At 36.4% G+C, this 20,845-nt stretch carries 20 protein-coding genes and 1 other annotated feature; all 20 genes read left to right on the top strand.

Annotation, left to right across the window (positions count from 1 at the left end):
* Positions 1 to 100: 100 nt before the first annotated feature.
* The 20 genes from sigG (at position 101) to pyrE (ending at position 20,670) form a co-directional block, all read left to right on the top strand.
* Positions 101 to 886: an RNA polymerase sporulation sigma factor SigG gene (sigG, locus tag CAO17_RS08850; protein WP_085992465.1), complete on the top strand. Its 786-nt coding sequence runs from the start codon at positions 101 to 103 to the stop codon at positions 884 to 886.
* Between the two features lie 587 nt (positions 887 to 1,473).
* Positions 1,474 to 1,746 (top strand): YlmC/YmxH family sporulation protein, encoded by a 273-nt coding sequence (locus CAO17_RS08845; RefSeq protein WP_085992464.1) that lies wholly within the window; start codon positions 1,474 to 1,476, stop codon positions 1,744 to 1,746.
* Between the two features lie 55 nt (positions 1,747 to 1,801).
* The gene (gene pgeF, locus CAO17_RS08840) at positions 1,802 to 2,611 is read left to right on the top strand and encodes a peptidoglycan editing factor PgeF (protein WP_085992463.1); all 810 of its coding nucleotides are present in this window, start codon (positions 1,802 to 1,804) and stop codon (positions 2,609 to 2,611) included.
* A 27-nt stretch (positions 2,612 to 2,638) separates the two neighbouring features.
* Positions 2,639 to 3,310, top strand: coding sequence for a YggS family pyridoxal phosphate-dependent enzyme (locus CAO17_RS08835; RefSeq protein ID WP_179151921.1), 672 nt, complete (start codon positions 2,639 to 2,641; stop codon positions 3,308 to 3,310).
* Between the two features lie 34 nt (positions 3,311 to 3,344).
* On the top strand, positions 3,345 to 3,773 hold the full coding sequence (locus CAO17_RS08830) for a cell division protein SepF (protein WP_085992461.1): 429 nt from the start codon (positions 3,345 to 3,347) through the stop codon (positions 3,771 to 3,773).
* A gap of 6 nt (positions 3,774 to 3,779) precedes the next feature.
* Positions 3,780 to 4,046, top strand: coding sequence for a YggT family protein (locus tag CAO17_RS08825; protein ID WP_085992460.1), 267 nt, complete (start codon positions 3,780 to 3,782; stop codon positions 4,044 to 4,046).
* 12 nt (positions 4,047 to 4,058) lie between these two features.
* A complete protein-coding gene (locus CAO17_RS08820) occupies positions 4,059 to 4,835 on the top strand; it encodes a YlmH family RNA-binding protein (RefSeq protein ID WP_085992459.1) in 777 nt (258 codons plus the stop codon).
* Positions 4,836 to 4,962: 127 nt separating this feature from the next.
* Positions 4,963 to 5,466 carry a DivIVA domain-containing protein gene (locus CAO17_RS08815; protein ID WP_085992458.1) on the top strand — a complete coding sequence of 168 codons (504 nt, stop codon included), beginning with the start codon at positions 4,963 to 4,965 and terminating at the stop codon, positions 5,464 to 5,466.
* Positions 5,467 to 5,521: 55 nt separating this feature from the next.
* Positions 5,522 to 5,745 (top strand) — a binding site (T-box leader).
* A gap of 128 nt (positions 5,746 to 5,873) precedes the next feature.
* Entirely contained in the window at positions 5,874 to 8,627 is a 2,754-nt protein-coding gene (ileS, locus tag CAO17_RS08810) for an isoleucine--tRNA ligase (protein WP_085992457.1), read from the top strand.
* A 348-nt stretch (positions 8,628 to 8,975) separates the two neighbouring features.
* Positions 8,976 to 9,446, top strand: coding sequence for a signal peptidase II (gene lspA / locus CAO17_RS08805; protein ID WP_085992456.1), 471 nt, complete (start codon positions 8,976 to 8,978; stop codon positions 9,444 to 9,446).
* Positions 9,443 to 10,354, top strand: coding sequence for an RluA family pseudouridine synthase (locus tag CAO17_RS08800; RefSeq protein WP_085992455.1), 912 nt, complete (start codon positions 9,443 to 9,445; stop codon positions 10,352 to 10,354). Before lspA ends, CAO17_RS08800 begins: the two co-directional genes overlap by 4 nt.
* 182 nt (positions 10,355 to 10,536) lie before the next feature.
* Positions 10,537 to 11,079, top strand: a complete 543-nt coding sequence (gene pyrR / locus CAO17_RS08795; RefSeq protein WP_085992454.1) for a bifunctional pyr operon transcriptional regulator/uracil phosphoribosyltransferase PyrR — start codon at positions 10,537 to 10,539, stop codon at positions 11,077 to 11,079.
* A gap of 164 nt (positions 11,080 to 11,243) precedes the next feature.
* Complete coding sequence (locus tag CAO17_RS08790; protein WP_085992453.1) at positions 11,244 to 12,170, top strand: aspartate carbamoyltransferase catalytic subunit; 927 nt, start codon at positions 11,244 to 11,246, stop codon at positions 12,168 to 12,170.
* On the top strand, positions 12,124 to 13,413 hold the full coding sequence (locus CAO17_RS08785) for a dihydroorotase (protein ID WP_085992452.1): 1,290 nt from the start codon (positions 12,124 to 12,126) through the stop codon (positions 13,411 to 13,413). The genes CAO17_RS08790 and CAO17_RS08785 overlap by 47 nt, the downstream gene beginning before the upstream one ends.
* Complete coding sequence (locus tag CAO17_RS08780; protein WP_085992451.1) at positions 13,406 to 14,506, top strand: carbamoyl phosphate synthase small subunit; 1,101 nt, start codon at positions 13,406 to 13,408, stop codon at positions 14,504 to 14,506. The genes CAO17_RS08785 and CAO17_RS08780 overlap by 8 nt, the downstream gene beginning before the upstream one ends.
* Positions 14,499 to 17,699 (top strand): carbamoyl-phosphate synthase large subunit, encoded by a 3,201-nt coding sequence (gene carB / locus CAO17_RS08775; RefSeq protein ID WP_085992450.1) that lies wholly within the window; start codon positions 14,499 to 14,501, stop codon positions 17,697 to 17,699. The genes CAO17_RS08780 and carB overlap by 8 nt, the downstream gene beginning before the upstream one ends.
* A complete protein-coding gene (locus tag CAO17_RS08770; RefSeq protein WP_085992449.1) occupies positions 17,696 to 18,451 on the top strand; it encodes a dihydroorotate dehydrogenase electron transfer subunit in 756 nt (251 codons plus the stop codon). The genes carB and CAO17_RS08770 overlap by 4 nt, the downstream gene beginning before the upstream one ends.
* Complete coding sequence (locus tag CAO17_RS08765; RefSeq protein ID WP_085992448.1) at positions 18,448 to 19,368, top strand: dihydroorotate dehydrogenase; 921 nt, start codon at positions 18,448 to 18,450, stop codon at positions 19,366 to 19,368. The genes CAO17_RS08770 and CAO17_RS08765 overlap by 4 nt, the downstream gene beginning before the upstream one ends.
* The gene (gene pyrF / locus CAO17_RS08760; protein WP_085992447.1) at positions 19,358 to 20,056 is read left to right on the top strand and encodes an orotidine-5'-phosphate decarboxylase; all 699 of its coding nucleotides are present in this window, start codon (positions 19,358 to 19,360) and stop codon (positions 20,054 to 20,056) included. The genes CAO17_RS08765 and pyrF overlap by 11 nt, the downstream gene beginning before the upstream one ends.
* The gene (gene pyrE / locus CAO17_RS08755) at positions 20,056 to 20,670 is read left to right on the top strand and encodes an orotate phosphoribosyltransferase (protein ID WP_085992446.1); all 615 of its coding nucleotides are present in this window, start codon (positions 20,056 to 20,058) and stop codon (positions 20,668 to 20,670) included. Before pyrF ends, pyrE begins: the two co-directional genes overlap by 1 nt.
* Positions 20,671 to 20,845: the final 175 nt, after the last annotated feature.

The raw sequence follows: 20,845 nt of genomic DNA, 5'->3' as shown, positions 1-20,845 counted from the left end.
CAACTTGTGGTACTTTTTTCAAGTACCTAGTATTGCATAAAAACCCTCCCCGAAGGAGATACTGTCCATGAACAGCATCACCATCTGGGAGGGTTAACATATGACTAGACATAAAGTTGAGATATGTGGTGTTGATACATCAAAGCTACCAGTACTCAGCAATGAAGAAATGAAAGAATTATTCATTAGAATGCAGCAAGAAGGGGATATAAGTGCGCGCGAAGAATTAGTGAATGGGAATCTTCGACTGGTACTAAGCGTTATACAACGATTTAATAATCGTGGCGAATATGTAGATGACCTGTTCCAAGTAGGTTGCATAGGTTTAATGAAATCCATTGATAATTTTGACTTAGGACATAATGTAAGATTTTCCACGTATGCTGTTCCGATGATTATAGGAGAAATTAGAAGATATCTCCGAGATAATAACCCGATTAGAGTTTCTAGATCACTACGAGATATTGCGTATAAGGCATTACAAGTCAGAGAAAAATTAATTAACAAGACATCGAAAGAACCAACTCCAGCAGAAATTGCTGAAGAAATGGGAATTCCTCATCATGATATCGTATTTGCAATGGATGCGATTCAGGACCCCGTATCCTTATTTGAGCCAATTTATAATGACGGTGGAGATCCGATTTTTGTGATGGATCAAATTAGTGATGATAAAGATAAGGATTCCTCGTGGGTAGATAAGTTATCTTTAAAAGAAGGAATGTACAAGCTTAATGATAGAGAAAAGATGATACTTAATAAACGCTTTTTCCAAGGTAAGACACAAATGGAAGTAGCTGATGAAATTGGAATTTCACAAGCCCAGGTATCACGCTTAGAGAAAGCAGCTATAAGTCAAATGAATAAACAAATGTTTGAGGGTTGAAAACATAACAAAATGTTATAGGCATTATATGTACAAGGAAGAGGGAAAAACTCCCCCTTCCTTTTTATTTTGTCCAAATATAAACAAAGAATTTAGATTTATACATAGTTGAAGGATGATACGCAGTAACTCTAAAAATCAAGATAGTATAATAATACCGATACGTAAATACATCGACGTGCTATTCACAGGACAAGGAAGGCTTCGTGAGCATGACATTCGTTAGAAAATCGGATAGTATTTTCAAGGAGGCAACTGCAATCCATTCCAATTCACAATTCAATATGTGAATAAATTTTTGACATAAATAGAAGGTGTGTGATGGTTAGCACCAACCAGCGAAGGAATACACGAAGACTCCAGTGGGATGAAAAGCCTAGGTGAGACTACGGAGAGCATTAGCTCGGAGGAGGCTCAGCAGCTCCCACGGAAAGCGTAGTGTATTTCCGCAGCGGTATTTAAGCTCCAGATTTCAGGTGAAGTTACTGCGCACAGTAATCTAAATGAATTGTGTGTGTATTTTCCAAAAATCTATATGAAATTATTGTACATCCTTGCATATAGTGTTAGTAAGGTAGGTGAACAACATGGTTACATTATCGGAATTGCAATTAAAGGATGTTATTCTTATTGAGGACGGTCGCAGATTAGGGAATATCTCGGATTTAGACATTAATCCTGATACTGGAATGATTGAAGCGCTTATTCTTTTGGTAAGAGATAAAAAAGGGAATTTATTCACAAAAACGGATGAATTAGTTATTAGCTGGGATCAAATTGTTCGAATTGGTTCAGATGTTATTTTAGTTAGAGAGGCAAAGGGTCCCTTACTTCTAACACAATCAGCTACACATAAATAAGAATTAGAGCACAATATATGATAAAATAAAACAAATAGATGCAGGAGGACTACGAATGAGCGATATTTTTCGTCAAAACGATACATCCTATTTACATATCGAAAAATGGCAGCAATTACATCCTAAATTAATAGCAGGATTTACTACTAGAAATGGGGGTAATAGTAGCTCTCCATTCCATTCGTTAAATATGGGGTTGCATGTACAGGATCGGTTGGATGATGTCCTAAAGAACCGAGAACGATTAGCTGAAAGACTTCAAATTAGTATTGAAAATTGGGTTTCAGGTGAACAAGTACATGGTACAAACCTTTATCATGTTACGGAGGAGGATAAAGGGAAGGGAGCTACGTCTCTTGATTCCTCCTTGAAAGGAATAGATGGGTTAATTACAAATAAAAAAGGAATAGTTTGTACAGCCTTTTTTGCGGATTGTGTACCACTATATTTTTTTGATCCAGTGACAGAATACATCGGGATCGCGCATGCCGGATGGAAGGGTACCGTTAATGGGATGGCAGAAAAGATGGTACAATCCTTAACTGAGAAAGGAGCTCAAGCTCATAATATTCAGGTAGTGATTGGGCCTTGTATATCACAAGATATGTATGAAGTGGACCTTCATGTTATACAGCATATTGATCATCGATACAAAGATAAAACGATTATTCAAAAAGAAAATAATCGATTTTTGTTAGATTTAAAACAATTAAATGTAGAAATCCTTTTACTTTCTGGAATATTACGTCATAATATAGATGTGACAAAATATTGCACATTCAAGGACGATGCATTATTTTTCTCGCACCGAAGAGATAAAGGAAAAACAGGAAGAATGCTTGCGTTCCTAGGATATTTACCTTAATTATACTAGGGAGGAGAATAAACTATAATGGATGTTGTAACAAATTTAAAAAATATTGAAAATAACATTAAAGAGGCATGTGAAAAAAGTAATCGAAATATGAGTGAAATAACGGTTATCGGAGTATCGAAATATGTTACAATAGAACGAGCAGAAGAGGCAATTGAAGCAGGAATTAAAAATCTTGGCGAAAATCGTAATGAAGGATTTCTCGAAAAATATCAAGCTATAGGGGAAAAGGTGAACTGGCATTTTATTGGCACACTCCAGTCACGTAAGGTAAAAGATATTATTGATAAAGTGGATTTTCTTCATTCACTTGATAGAAAATCATTAGCGAAAGAGGTTAATAAACGGGCTTCGAAGCCTGTGGACTGTTTTGTTCAGGTAAATGTTAGTGGAGAGGAATCAAAACATGGACTAGCTCCCGAGAACGTTATTCCGTTCATTGAGGAGATGGAGCAATATCCGAATGTCCATATTGTTGGATTAATGACTATGGCTCCACATATTGATGATAAGGAAAGAATTAGAGAGAATTTTAAAGATTTAGCTCACCTAAGAAATCAAATCAAAGAGAAGCAATATAAACATGCACCATGTGAGTACTTATCAATGGGAATGAGTAATGATTATTCTATTGCTATAGAAGAGGGTGCAACGCATATTCGTATTGGTTCTAAATTAGTAGGGAATTAGAAGAGCTACTAAATAATTTAATGAGGTGAGATGAATGAGTATTAAAAATAAGATTAAAAATTTCTTTATTGACGAGGAATATGAGTATGAATATGTAGAGGAAGACCAGATACCTGAACAACCTACTCAAACGGTGAAACATAAGAATAATGTTGTTAGTTTAACAAGTGTTCAACAACCTAACTCCAAAGTTGTTTTATGTGAGCCAAGGACGTACAGTGAGGCGCAAGAGATAGCGGATAACATAGTAAATAAAAGAGCCGTTGTGATTAATCTCCAGCGAATTGACAGGAATCAAGCTAAACGGATCGTGGATTTTCTTAGTGGAACGGTTTATGCGGTAAATGGAGATATACAAAAGCTCGGTGCTGAAACATTTCTTTGCACCCCAGAAAATATAGATGTTTCTGGTTCGATAACCGAGAACTTTATGAATGAAGATGATTTAAATAAAGGATGGTAGTAGTATATGGGTCAATTGTATTCAATTTTAAGCCTAGCACTTAATTTATATAGTTGGGCAATTATTATTTATATTTTTATGTCATGGTTTCCCGGAGCACGTGAATCATCATTTGGTGAAATGCTCGGAAGAATTGTCGAGCCTTACTTGGAAATCTTCCGTAGATTTATACCACCATTAGGAATGATTGATTTATCACCTATTGTAGCTATATTCGTATTATATCTTGCTAGAATTGGATTGCTAGAATTTTTTAGAATGTTCTTATTTTAATTAGGAGAAATTATGGATATTTATCAGCATTTTCGAAAAGATGAACAACCATTTATAGACCAAGTCCTTTCATGGAAAGAACAAGTTGAAAGGACTTTTGTTCCGAAGTTAACTGATTTTTTAGATCCAAGAGAACAGCAAATTGTTCGTATGTTAGTTGGTACAAACCATGACGATTTAAAGATAACTACTAATGGCGGTGGAATGTACAGTGAACGTGAACGTGCTGTTATTGCCCCGCTGTATGAAGAAATAACAGAAGATACATATATGCTTTGCTTGCTCCAAGCTACTTATCAGGATAAGTTTATTAAAATAGAGCATCGTGATGTTATGGGTGCTTTTTTGTCATTGGGAATCAAGCGTAAAAAATTAGGCGATATTTTTGTAGGTAACGGAATTATTCAAATTGTAACAACGGGAGAAATAGCTCCATTTGTCCAATTAAATCTTACGTCAATAAAAAAGGCGTCTATTTCTTTCAGAGAGGTTCCTTTAAGTCAACTGATAGAGATTGAAAAAAACTGGATAGAATCTGAACAAACGGTATCATCATTGCGGTTGGATGCTGTTCTTAAAGAGATTTATAATATTTCCAGGAAAGATGCTGCAAAATATATATACAAGCAGTTAGTTAAGGTGAATTATAAAATTGTCGAGGATACAAAATTTCAAGTCCAGGAGGGTGACTTATTTTCTGTAAGAGGAAAAGGAAGAAGTAAATTAGTCACGATAAATGGACAATCCAAAAAAGAAAAATGGAAAATTACAACGGCAATTTTAAAATAATTTTTTCTAATGATACACGAATAAAATTGTAAAAAAATACAGGATTCAATGATTTTTTGTCGAATTAATACATTTAATAATAATTTGTGTAACTATGGGACGATAATTTTATAAGGAGGTGGCCAATGTGCCATTAACACCGTTGGATATTCATAATAAAGAGTTTACAAAAAGTTTTCGTGGTTATGATGAAGATGAGGTAAACGAATTTTTAGATCAAGTGATTAAAGATTATGAAATGGTGATAAGAGAGAAGAAAAATCTGCAAGAAAAGTTGGATCAACTAGATGAGAAACTAGGACACTTTACGAATATTGAAGAAACATTAAATAAATCTATTCTAGTTGCACAAGAAACAGCGGAAGAAGTGAAAAGCAGTGCAACAAAAGAATCGAAGTTGATTATCAAGGAAGCTGAAAAGAATGCAGACCGGATTATTAATGAAGCATTAAATAAGTCCCGTCGTATCTCTATTGAAGTCGAGGATTTAAAGAAACAGGCGAAGGTATTTCGTACGCGATTAAAAATGCTTGTAGAAGCTCAATTAGAAATGATAGATACCAATGATTGGGAAGATCTGTTTGATACGGATATGAGTAATGAACTGGAGTTAATTGAAAATGAATCTTAAATCTTGACGAAATGCAAGATTTTACATATAATTCATACACAAGGATAAAATAAGTCGAAATACGTTGATGGAGACAGTATAGAAGCGAACATTACTGTTTAAGCGAATCAGGGTATGGTGTGAGCCTGATGCAGTATGCTTTTAGAAAATCACTCCATAGTATCTACTGTGAAATAAAGTAATAGTGGACGATTCATCCTCGTTACGGATTTAAAGTGGATTTAAAATCATGTGTTTTAAATTTATAAGGGTGGTACCGCGAGTCTTCTCGTCCCTTCTGGGGAATTGAGAAGGCTTTTTTACATACTTACTTATATAAAGATTTCAAAAGCTTGTTAATCCATTCGATGATATAAACGAGATGAAAACTACTTTACATCATTCATTAACCATAAGGAGGAAGTAATATGGAATACAAAGACACGCTATTAATGCCTAAAACAAAGTTTAAAATGCGTGGAAATCTACCAAATAAAGAACCAAAAAGGCAAGAACATTGGGATGAGAACAACATTTATGAAAAGGTTCAGGATCGAACAAAGGGCAGACCATCTTTTGTCTTGCATGATGGACCCCCATATGCAAATGGTAATCTTCATATCGGACATGCATTAAATAAAATTTTAAAGGATATTATTGTTCGTCATAAATCAATGACAGGATATCACGCACCATATATTCCAGGATGGGATACACATGGTTTACCAATTGAAACAGCGTTAAGTAAAAACAAAAAGGTAGACCGTAAAAAAATGAGTATTACAGAATTTAGACAAAAATGTGCTGAATATGCATTAGGTCAAGTAGACGGTCAACGTACACAATTTAAGCAATTAGGCGTGCGCGGTGATTGGGAAAATCCTTATTTAACTTTAACGAAAGATTTCGAAGCAGCTCAAATTAAAGTGTTTGGTGAAATGGCTAAGAAAGGTTATATTTATAAAGGCTTAAAACCTGTTTATTGGTCTCCTTCATCAGAATCTGCATTAGCTGAAGCAGAAATTGAATACCATGATAAGCGTTCTCCTTCCATCTATGTGGCTTTCGATGTAGCAGACGGTAAAGGGGTATTAAATGAAGGTGATAAAATCGTTATCTGGACGACAACACCTTGGACAATTCCCGCAAATTTAGGTATTAGCGTACATCCAGATTTAGAATATGTGGTCGCAAAAGTTGGAGAGGATCGTTTCATTGTAGCGCATGAATTACTTGAAACAGTTGCTGAAGAATTAAGCTGGGAACATCCAGAAGTTGTTAAGACCTTTAAAGGAAAAGATATAGATAAAGTAATTGCTAAGCATCCATTCTATGACCGTGATTCTATCGTTATGTTAGGTGAACATGTTACAACAGACGCAGGTACGGGCTGTGTTCATACAGCACCTGGACACGGGGAAGATGACTTTTATGTAGGGAAATCCTATGGTTTAGAAGCTTTATCCCCACTTGATGATAAAGGAGTATTTACAAAAGAAGCTCCTGGTTTTGAGGGCTTATTCTATGATGATGGAAATAAAGTAGTAACAGAGAAATTAGAAGAGAACGGAGCGTTGTTAAAACTATCATTTATCACACACTCCTATCCTCATGACTGGCGTACGAAAAAGCCAACTATTTTCCGTGCAACATCACAATGGTTTGCATCCATCAAAGATTTCCGTCAAGATATTTTAGACGAAATTAAGGAAATCAACTGGTACCCTAATTGGGGTGAAACTAGACTATATAATATGGTACGTGATCGTGAGGATTGGTGTATTTCTCGTCAACGTACATGGGGAGTTCCGATTCCAGTATTTTACGGGGAAGATGGTACACCTATTATCACCGATGAAACAATTGAGCATGTTTCCAATCTCTTCGCTGAACATGGATCAAATGTATGGTTTGAAAGAGAAGCAAAGGATTTACTTCCTGAAGGATTTACATCCGAACATAGTCCAAATGGTATATTTACAAAAGAAGCAGATATCATGGATGTATGGTTTGATTCTGGGTCATCTCACCAGGCAGTACTACTTACACGCGCGGGACATCAAAGGCCTGCAGATGTTTATCTAGAAGGTAGTGACCAGTATCGTGGATGGTTTAATTCATCTATTTCAACTGCGGTAGCAGTAACTGGAAAAGCACCTTATAAGAATATTATCAGTCATGGTTTTGTTTTAGATGGAGACGGACGCAAGATGAGTAAATCATTAGGCAATGTTGTATTCCCATCTAAGGTTTTAAAACAATATGGAGCTGATATTTTACGTCTTTGGGTAGCTTCTGTAGACTATCAAGCCGATGTACGTATCTCAGATGATATTCTAAAACAAATTTCGGAAAGTTACCGTAAAATCCGTAATACGGTCCGCTTTATGCTTGGTAATTTAGCGGATTTTGATCCTAAGACAGACCGTGTTTCAGATGCTGAACTAGAGGATGTGGATCGATTTATGCTACATCGACTACAACAGCTAGTTAAAACAGTTCGTGAAAGCTATGACAAGTTCGAGTTTTCACCAATCTATCACGCTATTCATAATTTCTGTGCAGTAGATTTAAGTTCGTTCTATTTGGATTTTGCGAAAGATATTCTATATATCGAAGCATCTGATAATAAACGCCGCCGAAGTCTACAAACAGGTTATTATGAAATTCTAACAACATTGGTTCAATTATTATCACCAATTATTCCACATACAGCAGACGAAATATGGGAATTTATTCCTGGTGTGGAAGCGGAAAGTGTACAGTTAACAGATATGCCAGAACCGAGAGAAATGATTAACTTGAATGAGGATAAATGGAATCACTTTATGAAAGTTCGTGATGATGTACTTAAAGCACTAGAAGAGGCTAGAAACAATAAAGTAATTGGAAAATCTTTAGAAGCTAAAGTTACCATTGTACCGAAAGATGCTGAAACAAAAGAAGTATTAGAGTCAATGGAACATCTACATCAATTGTTAATTGTTTCTGAGACAGTTGTAACAAACAACTTTGTTGATGCAAAAGAATACAGATATGTTGATGTAGCTGTTGAAAATCATCCAGGTGAAAAATGTGAACGTTGCTGGGTATCATCTGAAACAGTTGGTGAGGATCACGATCACCCAGAATTGTGCACACGTTGCGCAAGTATAGTAAAAGAAAACTATAGTGCTCAATAACTTGTGCATAAAACCTAAATAAACTAGCACTCCAATCAACAAGGTTGGGGTGCTTTTTTGCTGTGGGAAATAGGATATATGTTTGTATTACACCAAACCGGCAAGTGTATTTCTGTAGGAATATTTTACTGCGTATAAAATGTAAAGTGTGTCATACACTCAATCTTATATATCACAGCTTCTTAATAGAATGGAGAGTAATCATCGAGAATAGGCCAAGGAAGGTATCGTTGTCCGCTTTTCTTCTTGAAAATAATCAATTTAACATATAAGATGAAAAAGACATAATCCCTATATATTAGAATAGGAAGTTCAATGATAAGGAAATGAAGAATCGGGGGAAAATAGATGTTTTGGTATTATATCATCGCTCTTATTATTATTGGAATTGATCAATGGACCAAATGGATAGTTGTCACTTCAATGGAAATTGGAGAAAGCTTACCTATAATAGATGGATTTTTCTATTTAACATCTCACAGAAATCAAGGTGCTGCATGGGGGATATTACAAGGTCAGATGGGCTTCTTCTATGTGGTAACAGTTATTGTGGTTATCGGTGTTATTTATTACATGCAGAAATATGCTAAAAGTGATAAATGGCTGGCATTAGGGTTAGGCTTAATATTAGGAGGGGCAATTGGTAATTTTATTGATCGTTTATTTCGACAAGAAGTAGTCGACTTTTTTGATTTTTACATAGTTACTTATAATTTTCCAATCTTTAACATAGCGGATTCAGCTTTAACAGTTGGGGTGATATTCGTTATTTTAGCAACTATTCTAGACGAAGTACAGAAAGGAAAAAATAAATCATGAGTTCTTTTAGTCATATTGTAACAGAAGAGCAAGCTAAGAAAAGAATTGATAAAATATTATCTGACCTAAATACAGAAAACTCTCGTTCACAAATTCAAACATGGATATCTAAGAACCATGTTAAGGTTAACGGAGAGGATATAAAATCAAACTACAAATGTCAAAGTGGGGATATCATTGAGTGGGAAATTCCGGAAACGGAACCACTTGAATTAACACCGGAAAATATCCCATTGGAAATTGCGTATGAGGACAGCGACTTATTAGTTGTTAACAAGCCTAAAGGAATGGTTGTTCATCCATCTGCAGGACATGGAAGTGGTACTTTAGTGAATGCACTACTATATCATTGCAACGATTTGTCTGGCATTAATGGGATAGAACGTCCTGGTATCGTACACCGAATCGATAAGGATACAAGTGGTTTATTAGTAGTGGCAAAGAATGATTATACGCATACACAATTGTCTGAACAGCTAGCAGCTAAAGAAATGAAACGTAAATATGAAGCGGTTGTTCATGGTGAAATACCGCATGAGACAGGTATGATTGACGCCCCGATTGGGAGGGATACGAAAGATAGACAAAAAATGGGTGTGGTTGATCAGGGGAAACATGCCATTACACATTTTCGAGTTCTAAAAGCTTTTTCAGATTATACACATATTGAATGTCAGCTAGAAACAGGTAGGACCCACCAAATACGTGTCCATATGAAATATATTGGTTATCCGCTTGTTGGTGATCCCAAATATGGTCCGAGGAAAACGATTGATACAAATGGACAGGTTCTACATGCAAAACAATTAGGATTTATCCATCCTAAAAAAAATGAATGGATGGAATTTGAAGTAGAGCCACCTAAAGAATTTAAGGAAGTTCTTCATTATATTGAAAAAATGTATTGACACAACGTGTATTATTTGAAATAATAGTTCTAGTTAAATAAAGCCCTTTTAATAATAGTCCCGTGAGGCTAAAAAGGAATCGGATGTATATGTGAAGATATACTAAAAACCCCTTTTTCTCATGGAAGAAGGGGTTTTTAGTATCATACTGATTTTGACAGACAGTTAGGAGTGCACTATAGATGAAGAAAAAGACAGAAATCCTAGATTCAGCTGCAATAAATCGAGCTTTGACAAGAATGGCACACGAAATATTAGAAAAGAATAAAGGTGGAGAAGACCTTATTCTGGTTGGTATTAAAACAAGAGGTGTACCGTTAGCAAATCGATTACAAGAGAAAATTAAACAAATTGAATCTATTGAGGTTCCTGTCGGAGAATTAGATATCACTCTTTACCGTGATGACTTAGAAAAAGTGACAGAATCTAAGGATCCTGAAATAAAGTCAGCGACTATCCATGTTGAATTAAAAGGTAAGAAAGTTATTCTTGTGGATGATGTTTTATATACTGGCAGAACTGTTCGTGCAGCATTAGATGCTGTAATGGATGTTGGCAGACCTTCACGTATACAATTAGGTGTACTAGTTGATAGAGGACATCGAGAACTGCCAATTCGAGCAGATTATGTTGGAAAGAATATTCCAACTTCTGATAAGGAGATTATTGTTGTTCATTTAGATGAAACAGATAAAGATGATTCTGTTTCTATATACGAAAAGTGAATCATATCATCAACTTTTAATTAAATCCCGAGAGATTTAAAAGGTTGTTTAAGGAGCGTGTAGCCACAAATATATACTACACGTATACCTCTTTGCAACCTTTTATGCAAAGAGGTTTTTTAATGCCTAAAAATAGACGATAAAAAGATTTTGAAGGAGGAGCTATGAGAAACTTTATTTCGGTTGACCAATTATCAAATAAAGAAATATATAGCGTTTTAAAGAAAGCTGAATATTATCGTTTGAAGGATTTCCAAGTGGATCACCAGTTATTTGTGGCGAATCTTTTTTTTGAACCTAGCACGCGAACAAAAACAAGTTTTACGGTAGGACAGAGAAAGTTAGGATTAGAGGTTTTAGACTTTCATTCTGAAACGTCCAGTGTATTAAAAGGTGAAAGTTTATATGATACAGCTAAAACATTTGAATCAATTGGAGCAAATATGCTGGTTATTCGGCATGAAGCGGATGATTGGTTCTATCAGTTGGAAAATAAGCTCTCCATACCAATAATTAATGCTGGAGCGGGAAAGGCTGAGCATCCTACCCAATGTATGTTAGATTTATTAACCATTTTTCAAGAGTTTGGCGGATTTCAAGGAATAAAAGTAGCTATTGTTGGTGACATCAAACATAGTCGAGTTGCAAGATCCAATGTATCAGCACTTCAAAGATTAGGTGCAGAGGTATGTCTGTGTGCAGCATCTGGGTTTGAAGATGATGACTTGGAAGTGCCTTATATATCGATTGATGAGGCTGTACAAAATTGTGATGTTTTGATGTTATTACGAATTCAGTATGAAAGGCATCAACAACATACAGAAACAATGAATTATTTAGAACAATATGGGTTAACGAAAGCTAGAGAAAAACAAATGAAAAAAAATGCTATTATTATGCATCCGGCACCAGTAAATCGTGGTGTTGAAATTGACTCAGACTTAGTAGAATGTTCAAAATCAAGAATATTCAGGCAGATGTCTAATGGAGTGTATATCAGAATGGCAATTATGATGCAATTACTTGAAGACTGGGGGATTTTAAATGAAAACAATTTTAAAGAACGCAAAACGTTTGCTGCCGTCAAATAAACTAGAAGCTTGTGAAGTGCTAATCGAGGATAAATATATTAAGGAAATTAATTCCGTAATAAAAGATGAAGTAGATAATGTAATAGATTTAAAAGGAAACCTCATTTTACCAGGATTTATTGATGTCCATATTCACTTAAGGGAACCAGGTGGTGAACATAAGGAAACCATCCTTACAGGAACGAAAGCTGCTGCTCGAGGAGGGTTTACAACGGTGTGTGCGATGCCTAACACAAATCCTGTTCCAGATAGTAAAGAATCCGTAGATGCCTTATTTGAAAAAATTAATAAGGATGCTCAAGTACGTGTTTTACCATATGCATCCATAACGAAAGGTCTTAAAGGGGAAGAATTAACCAATATTGAAGAACTTGCTGAAATGGGAGTATTTGCTTTTACAGATGATGGTGTTGGTATACAGACAGCTAATTCCATGCTAAGGGCGATGAAACGGGCAAAAGCTAAAGGTGCTTCGATTGTGGCGCACTGTGAGGATAATTCGATAGTGTATGGCGGGGTTGTACATGATGGGAAAGTGAGTGAGAAATTTGATTTACCAGGAATTCCTTCTATAAGTGAATCGGTTCAAATTGCCAGGGACGTATTGCTTTCTGAAGCGACAGGTTGCCATTACCATGTATGTCATGTGAGTACAAAGGAATCGGTTCGAGTTATTCGTGATGCTAAAAAAGCGGGGATTCCGGTTACAGCAGAGGTCACACCACATCACTTATTGTTAAATGAAGAAGACATCAGCGAAACTTCTACTAATTTTAAAATGAACCCACCTCTACGTTCAAAAGAGGATCAAGAGGCACTACTAGAAGGATTAATGGATGGGACCATTGATTTCATTGCAACAGACCATGCTCCACATGCCGAAGAGGAAAAAGCAAAGGGAATGCTTGAAGCACCTTTTGGTATTGTAGGACTTGAAACAGCATTTAGCTTGTTATATACGAATCTAGTAAAAACAGAAAAAGTCACATTAGAACAGCTTGTTGGATGGTTAACGATTAAGCCTGCTAACGTATTTAACTTGCCATATGGAAATTTAGAAGAAGATAAATTAGCAGATATTACAGTTGTTAACTTAGATAAAGAAGTAACGATTAATAAGGACAGTTTTTATTCAAAAGGAAAAAATACACCATTCCATAATTGGAAGGTCAGTGCTTGCCCAGTGTTAACGATAGTAGAAGGAAAACCTGTATACATCGATGAGGAGGATATACATGGCTAAAAGACAATTAGTATTAGAGGATGGAACAGTTTTTATTGGGGAATCATTTGGTAGTGAACGCTCCCAATCAGGAGAAATTGTTTTTAATACAGGAATGACAGGTTATCAAGAGGTTATTACGAATCCATCCAATTGTGGTCAAATAGTAACGATGACCTATCCGCTTATTGGAAATTATGGAATTAATCGCGATGATTTTGAAACGGTAACCCCTTTTATTCATGGTTTGGTTGCAAAGGAAGTAAGCTCACAACCTTCTAATTTTCGCAGTGAAGAGAGCTTGGATCACTATTTAAAAGTACATGATATCCCTGGTATTTCAGGAATTGATACACGTAAATTAACTAAAATTATTCGTAATAATGGAACGATGAAGGCTATGATTACGGATGTAAATCAAACTGCTGAAAATGTTGTTGTAAAATTACAAGCAACAGTATTTCCAACAGATCAGGTTAAACGAACTTCTACGATTAAGCCATATGTAGTTCCAGGGCGTGGAATGAGAATTGTCATGGTAGATTTTGGTGCTAAGCATGGTATATTACGAGAGTTAACTAAAAGGGATTGCCATATTACCGTTGTTCCATATAACTATAGTGCGGAAAATATTTTACGGTTAAAACCAGATGGAATCATGTTAACAAATGGACCTGGAAATCCAAAAGATGTACCAGAAGCGATTGAAATGATTAAACAGATTAGTGGAAATATCCCTATCTTTGGAATCTCTCTTGGCCATCAGCTATTAGCATTAGCGAATGGAGCAGATACGGAAAAGCTGAAGTTTGGTCATAGAGGAGCGGGGCACCCAGTCAAAGACTTAATGTTAAATAAGACATTCCTAACAGCACAAAACCACAGCTATGTAGTAAGAAAAGAATCCTTAAAAGGAACTGGATTAGAATTAACGCAAGTGGCTTTAAATGATAATACAGTAGAAGGTGTTCGCCATTCAAAATATCCTGCATTTTCTGTTCAATATCATCCAGAAGCATCACCTGGACCAGAAGATACGAACTACTTATTTAATGAATTTTTAAACATGATGAAAGAAAATCAAACGAAGAAAGAGGTTGAAGTAAATGCCTAAAAATACATCCATCGAAAAAATTCTAGTCATTGGATCTGGTCCAATTGTTATTGGGCAGGCTGCTGAGTTTGATTATTCTGGAACACAAGCATGCCAATCTTTGAAAGAAGAAGGCTATACGGTTATTTTAGCAAATTCTAATCCGGCAACCATCATGACTGATAATACTGTAGCGGATAAAGTATATATGGAACCGTTGACCATGGATTTTCTAACGAAGATTATTCGTACCGAACAGCCTGATGCTTTACTACCTACATTGGGCGGACAAACTGGTTTAAACCTAGCGATGGCTCTAGAAGAAGCGGGAGTTTTAGAAAAATACAATGTTGAACTGCTAGGTTCCTCATTAGAAGCAATTCAAAAGGCAGAGGACCGTGAGAGATTTCGTTCATTGATGCAAGAATTAAATGAACCAGTTCCAGAAAGTCAGATTGTACACTCGGTGGATGAATCTCTTCATTTTGCTCAGGAAATAGGCTATCCGTTAATTGTAAGACCAGCATATACACTTGGTGGAACAGGTGGAGGAATGTGCTATAACGAAGAAGAATTGAGAGAAATCACAAGAAATGGTCTTTCCCTTTCACCTGTAAATCAATGTTTGATTGAGAAAAATATTGCAGGGTATAAAGAAATTGAGTACGAAGTGATACGTGATAAAAATGATCAGGCCATTGTTGTATGTAATATGGAAAACGTCGATCCAGTAGGTATCCATACAGGGGATTCTATTGTTGTTGCACCCTCACAAACGTTAAGTGACAGAGAATACCATCTCTTAAGAAATGCATCCTTAAAGATTATTCGTGCACTTGAAATTGAGGGGGGATGTAATGTTCAGCTTGCATTAGACCCAAATAGTTTTGATTACTATATTATTGAAGTAAATCCAAGGGTAAGTAGATCGTCAGCACTAGCGTCCAAAGCAACCGGATATCCCATTGCAAAGGTTGCAGCAAAAATAGCAGTAGGCTATACCTTGGATGAAATCGTTAATCCAATTACAGGGAAAACATATGCGATGTTTGAACCTTCCTTAGATTATGTGGTTTCTAAATTACCACGTTTTCCATTTGATAAATTTACAATGGGTGATAGAAAACTAGGAACACAAATGAAAGCAACAGGAGAGGTAATGGCGATTGGCCGAAATTTTGAGGAATCCCTACTTAAAGGAATTCGCTCACTTGAAAGTGGTACGGAGGATCTTTGGTTAAAAGCCCTGGATAACGAGGAAAAAGAAATATTGATGGAACGTCTGAAAATAGCAGATGATGAGAGGATTTTTGTATTAGCAGAGGCATTTCGTCGTGGAATGACAGTGGATGAAATCTTTGATATCACTAAGATTGATCGATTCTTTTTAAATAAGATTCAAGGATTAGTCTATCTAGAAAATGAAATTGCAAAACAGCCATTTTCTGCAGAAGTTATGAGAAAGGCTAAAGAATTAGGGATTTCTGATTCCCAGATTGCTAGATTATGGAACGTTTCTGTTGAAGAGATATATGCTTATCGTATGCAAGAAGCAATCACTCCAGTTTATAAAATGGTAGATACATGCGCGGCAGAATTTGAATCAGAAACACCATATTTTTATAGCACCTTTGAAGATGAAAATGAATCAATCGTATCTGAGCATAAAAAAATTCTAGTACTAGGTTCTGGACCGATTCGAATTGGCCAAGGAATTGAATTTGATTATGCAACGGTTCATTCGGTGCTTGCTATTAAGGAAATGGGTTATGAAGCCATCATCATGAATAATAATCCAGAGACGGTTTCAACTGACTTCAGTATTTCTGACAAGCTGTATTTTGAACCACTAACATTAGAAGATGTCATGCACGTTGTCAATTTAGAGAAGCCTGAAGGAGTTATTGTCCAATTTGGTGGACAGACAGCTATCAATCTTGCAGCAGGCCTTGAGCGTAGAGGGGTTAAAATTCTAGGAACATCACTGGAATCCATTGATCGCGCTGAGGATCGAGATAAATTTGAAGAACTACTTGATGAACTTGATTTACTACGCCCGAAAGGTAAGGCCGTACGGAAATTAAATCAAGCAATCGAAACGGCAAATATGATTGGATATCCCGTATTAGTCAGGCCATCGTATGTAATAGGCGGAAGTAAGATGGAGATTGTCTATAGTGATGAGGAACTCCATACGTATCTAGCAAAATCAGACAATATTGACCCAGATCATCCTATTCTGATTGATAAGTATATTACAGGTATTGAAGTGGAAGTGGATGCAATAAGTGATGGGGAAACTACGATTGTTCCAGGTATTATGGAACATATCGAACGTGCTGGTGTTCACTCTGGGGATTCCATGGCAGTCTATCCTCCACAAAGACTTAGTGAATCTGTAAAACAAAAGTGTATGGATGCTGCACAGAAGATTTCAGAAGCTCTTCAAGTAAAGGGACTTATCAATATTCAATTTATTATTCGCGATGAAGATGTTTATATTTTAGAAGTAAATCCAAGAGCCAGTAGAACTATCCCGTTTTTAAGTAAAATCACTGGTGTAACAATGGCAAATATAGCAACGCAAAGCATCCTAGGAACAAAATTAGCTGATTTAGGTTATGAAACAGGTATCTTACCAGAGGAAGATCTAGTGTCTGTAAAAATCCCAGTATTTTCTTTTGAAAAGTTGCGCAGTGTAGATACAATTCTTGGACCTGAGATGAAATCTACTGGGGAAGCTATCGGTTATGACAAGACATTGGAAAAAGCTCTATACAAAGGTTTAATTGCATCTGGAATTAAGATTCCACAAGAAGGGGGAGTTCTGTTAACCGTTGCAGATAAGGACAAACCCGAGATTGGGATAATTGCTGAAAGATTCCATCACCTTGGATTTGAGTTGTTTGCTACACAAGGAACAGCAGATTATGTTGAGCAGCTCGGAATACCAGTTGTGAAAGTAGAAAAAGTAGGATCAGAGGAACCAAATGTTCTTTCCACAATCGAAAGCGGAAATGTTCATTTTGTCGTAAATACATTGAATTCTGGTAAGAAGCCTCGCTCAGATGGATTCTTAATTCGCAGGGAAGCAGTTGAACATGGAATCGCATGTTTAACGAATTTAGATACGGCAAATGCCATTTTAAATGTTATTGATTCTACAACATTCAGTGCCAAACCGATGACAAGTAAAGAGGCTGTGGTCTTATGATAAAAAAGGTAGAAATGCGTGTGTTATCATCGCAGCAAATTGCGAAAGATACGACAGAAGTGATTCTAGAAAATAAATATATTAGTGAAAATGCTGTTCCAGGTCAATTTATTCATATTTTACTTGAAGGTCGTACATTAAGAAGACCTATTTCGATCGCTGATATTGATCAAGAAAATAAAACAATCACGATACTTTTTAAGAAACTTGGCTCTGGTACAGAACAATTAAGTACCGTCAGTTCTGGTACGACATTAGATGTTCTTGGGCCTAATGGGAATGGATTTAACACTGATTTACAGGAGGGTACAACAGTTTTGCTAATTGGAGGAGGGATTGGTGTCCCTCCGATGTATGCCCTTGGAAAAGAGTATAAAGAGCGTAATGTCAATGTTGTCTCTGTGTTAGGTTTTCAATCAAGGGAACATGTTTTTTATGAAGAAAAGTTCCAGGAGTTAGGTAAGACTATTATTGTCACAGATGATGGGTCATATGGAAAGAAAGGTTTTGTTACAAATGTATTGAATCAAGTTGGGGATTTTGACCATTATTATTCCTGTGGACCAGCTCCCATGTTAAAAGCAGTGACAAGTGAACTTAAGGGAAAACCTGGTTCCATTTCTCTGGAAGAACGTATGGGTTGTGGTGTTGGTGCTTGTTTTGCTTGTGTATTGCCTACGAAGACTGAAAAAGGCTATAAAAAGATATGTTGTGATGGACCTGTATTTAATGCCATGGAGGTAGTTTTATGACTAATTTAGAAGTTCAATTACCTGGACTAAATTTAAAAAATCCAATTATGCCTGCCTCTGGATGCTTTGGATTTGGAAGAGAATATAGTCAATTCTATGATTTAAGTAAGTTAGGTGCTGTCATTATGAAAGCAGCTACAGGTAGGGAGCGCTATGGTAACCCTACCCCAAGAGTGGCAGAAACAGATTCTGGGATGTTAAATGCTATTGGTTTACAAAACCCAGGAGTAGAAAAAATCATTGAACATGAAGTGCCATTTCTTGCCAACTATGATACATCCATTATTGCGAATGTTGCAGGTAGTACCGCAGAGGAGTATGAGTATGTTGCTCAGTATTTTAACCATACAAAGGATGTTCATGCGTTAGAATTAAATATTTCTTGCCCTAATGTGAAAGAAGGAGGCATCCAATTTGGTACCGATCCAAATATGGCGGCTATGGTTACAGAGAGAGTAAAGAAAGCTAGTAATCTACCAGTTTATGTGAAGCTCTCTCCCAATGTATCTGATATTGTATCCATGGCAAAAGCAGTGGAGGGAGCAGGGGCGGATGGTATATCAATGATTAACACCATAACGGGAATGCAGATTCATCTACCATCCAAACAACCATTACTTGCCAACAAAACAGGTGGAATGTCTGGGCCTGCCATCAAACCGGTAGCAATTCGAATGATTTATGAAGTAAGTCAGCATGTATCAGTTCCAATTATTGGAATGGGCGGAATTCAAAATGCAGAAGATGTACTAGAATTCTTGCTTGCAGGTGCAAGTGCGGTTGCAGTTGGTACACAAAATTTCACGAATCCATTTTGCTGCCCAGAAATCATTGATGAATTGCCTCATACATTAGAAAAATATGGATTTGGATCTGTTCAGGATGCAATCGGAAAGGCGGTCTATCATGAAAAATAATCCTATCTATGTTGCACTAGATTTTCCAAGCTGGAATGAAACAGAGCAATTTCTTATGGAACATGATCTACGGGGTGTTCCAGTAAAAGTTGGAATGGAACTTTTTTATCGAGAAGGGCCACGCGTTATTGAAAAACTAAAGGTTCACGATCACCCTATTTTTCTTGATTTGAAGTTACATGATATCCCAACGACGGTGATGCGCGCGATGAGAAATCTTGCAAATCTTGGGGTAGACATCGTTAATGTTCATGCATTGGGTGGTAGTGGTATGATTCAAGCAGCAAAAGAGGGCCTTAATAGTAGTGATCATCCAACGAAATTAATCGCTGTTACCATTCTAACTTCCTTGGAACAGGAAACATTAAACAACGAATTATTTATTCCAGGTAGTGTACAAGATAATGCAGTACATTTTGCTGGATTTGCGAAAGATAATGGAGCGGATGGCGTTGTTTGTTCCGTTCATGAAGCTACTGCAATAAAAGAGGCATGTGGCTCCGATTTTCTAACGGTAACTCCTGGTATCCGACTGGATAATTCAGAGCATCATGATCAAAAAAGGGTCGCAACACCGAAATTTGCCAAGGAAAACGGTTCGGATATTGTAGTTATTGGTAGAAGCATTACAAAAGCAGAAAACCCAAGGAAAGCTTATGATACAGCATTAAAGGAGTGTAGCAACTAATGACGGTGACGAATGAAATCGTGCGAGATTTATTAAAAATAAAGGCAGTACAAATTAATGCAAAACAATATTTCACATGGACATCAGGGATTAAGTCACCGATATATTGTGACAATCGCCTAACGATGTCTTATCCAGCAATTCGTAGGAAAATAGTAGAAGCATTTGCTGAGAAAATGGAGAAGATGGTAATAAAACCAGATGTGATTGCGGGATGTGCTACAGCAGGGATTCCACATGCAGCATGGCTTGCAGATAGATTAAACCTCCCTATGGTTTATGTGCGTTCCAAACCAAAAGGTCATGGAAAAGGAAATCAAATCGAAGGAGAAATATCGGAAGGCCAGAAAGTACTTGTTATTGAAGACCTAATTTCCACTGGTGGTTCCTCAATCGAATCAGCAAATGCATTAAGACAAGCTGGTGCAGACGTATTAGGTATATATGCTATTTTTACCTATGGACTGGAGAAAGCTGCTAATCAATTTGCAGAGGAAAAACTACCATATGAAACAATTACTAATTTTGATAAATTAGTAGATGCACTAGTGGAAGATGGCGAATTAAATGAACAAGAGAAAAACGAACTTCTAGAATGGAGAAATGAGCTTTAAAGAGTTGGAGGCACTGTAGAGGATGGATTCTACGGTGTTTTTCTTTATTCTTGGCACTTTTCGTATAGTTTTTAATACGTATTTGAAAGAACCATGAAGATGAAGCAGATGGTAAGACTAAAGTCTAAAATGAACAATAGGAAACAATCCTATGATAATATTGTTACGAGAGAAC

It is taken from the genome of Oceanobacillus senegalensis (assembly GCF_900176885.1).
Classification (GTDB): domain Bacteria; phylum Bacillota; class Bacilli; order Bacillales; family Amphibacillaceae; genus Oceanobacillus; species Oceanobacillus senegalensis.
The sequence above is the reverse complement of the archived record's forward strand: the minus strand, read 5'-3'. Positions and strand labels throughout refer to the sequence as shown.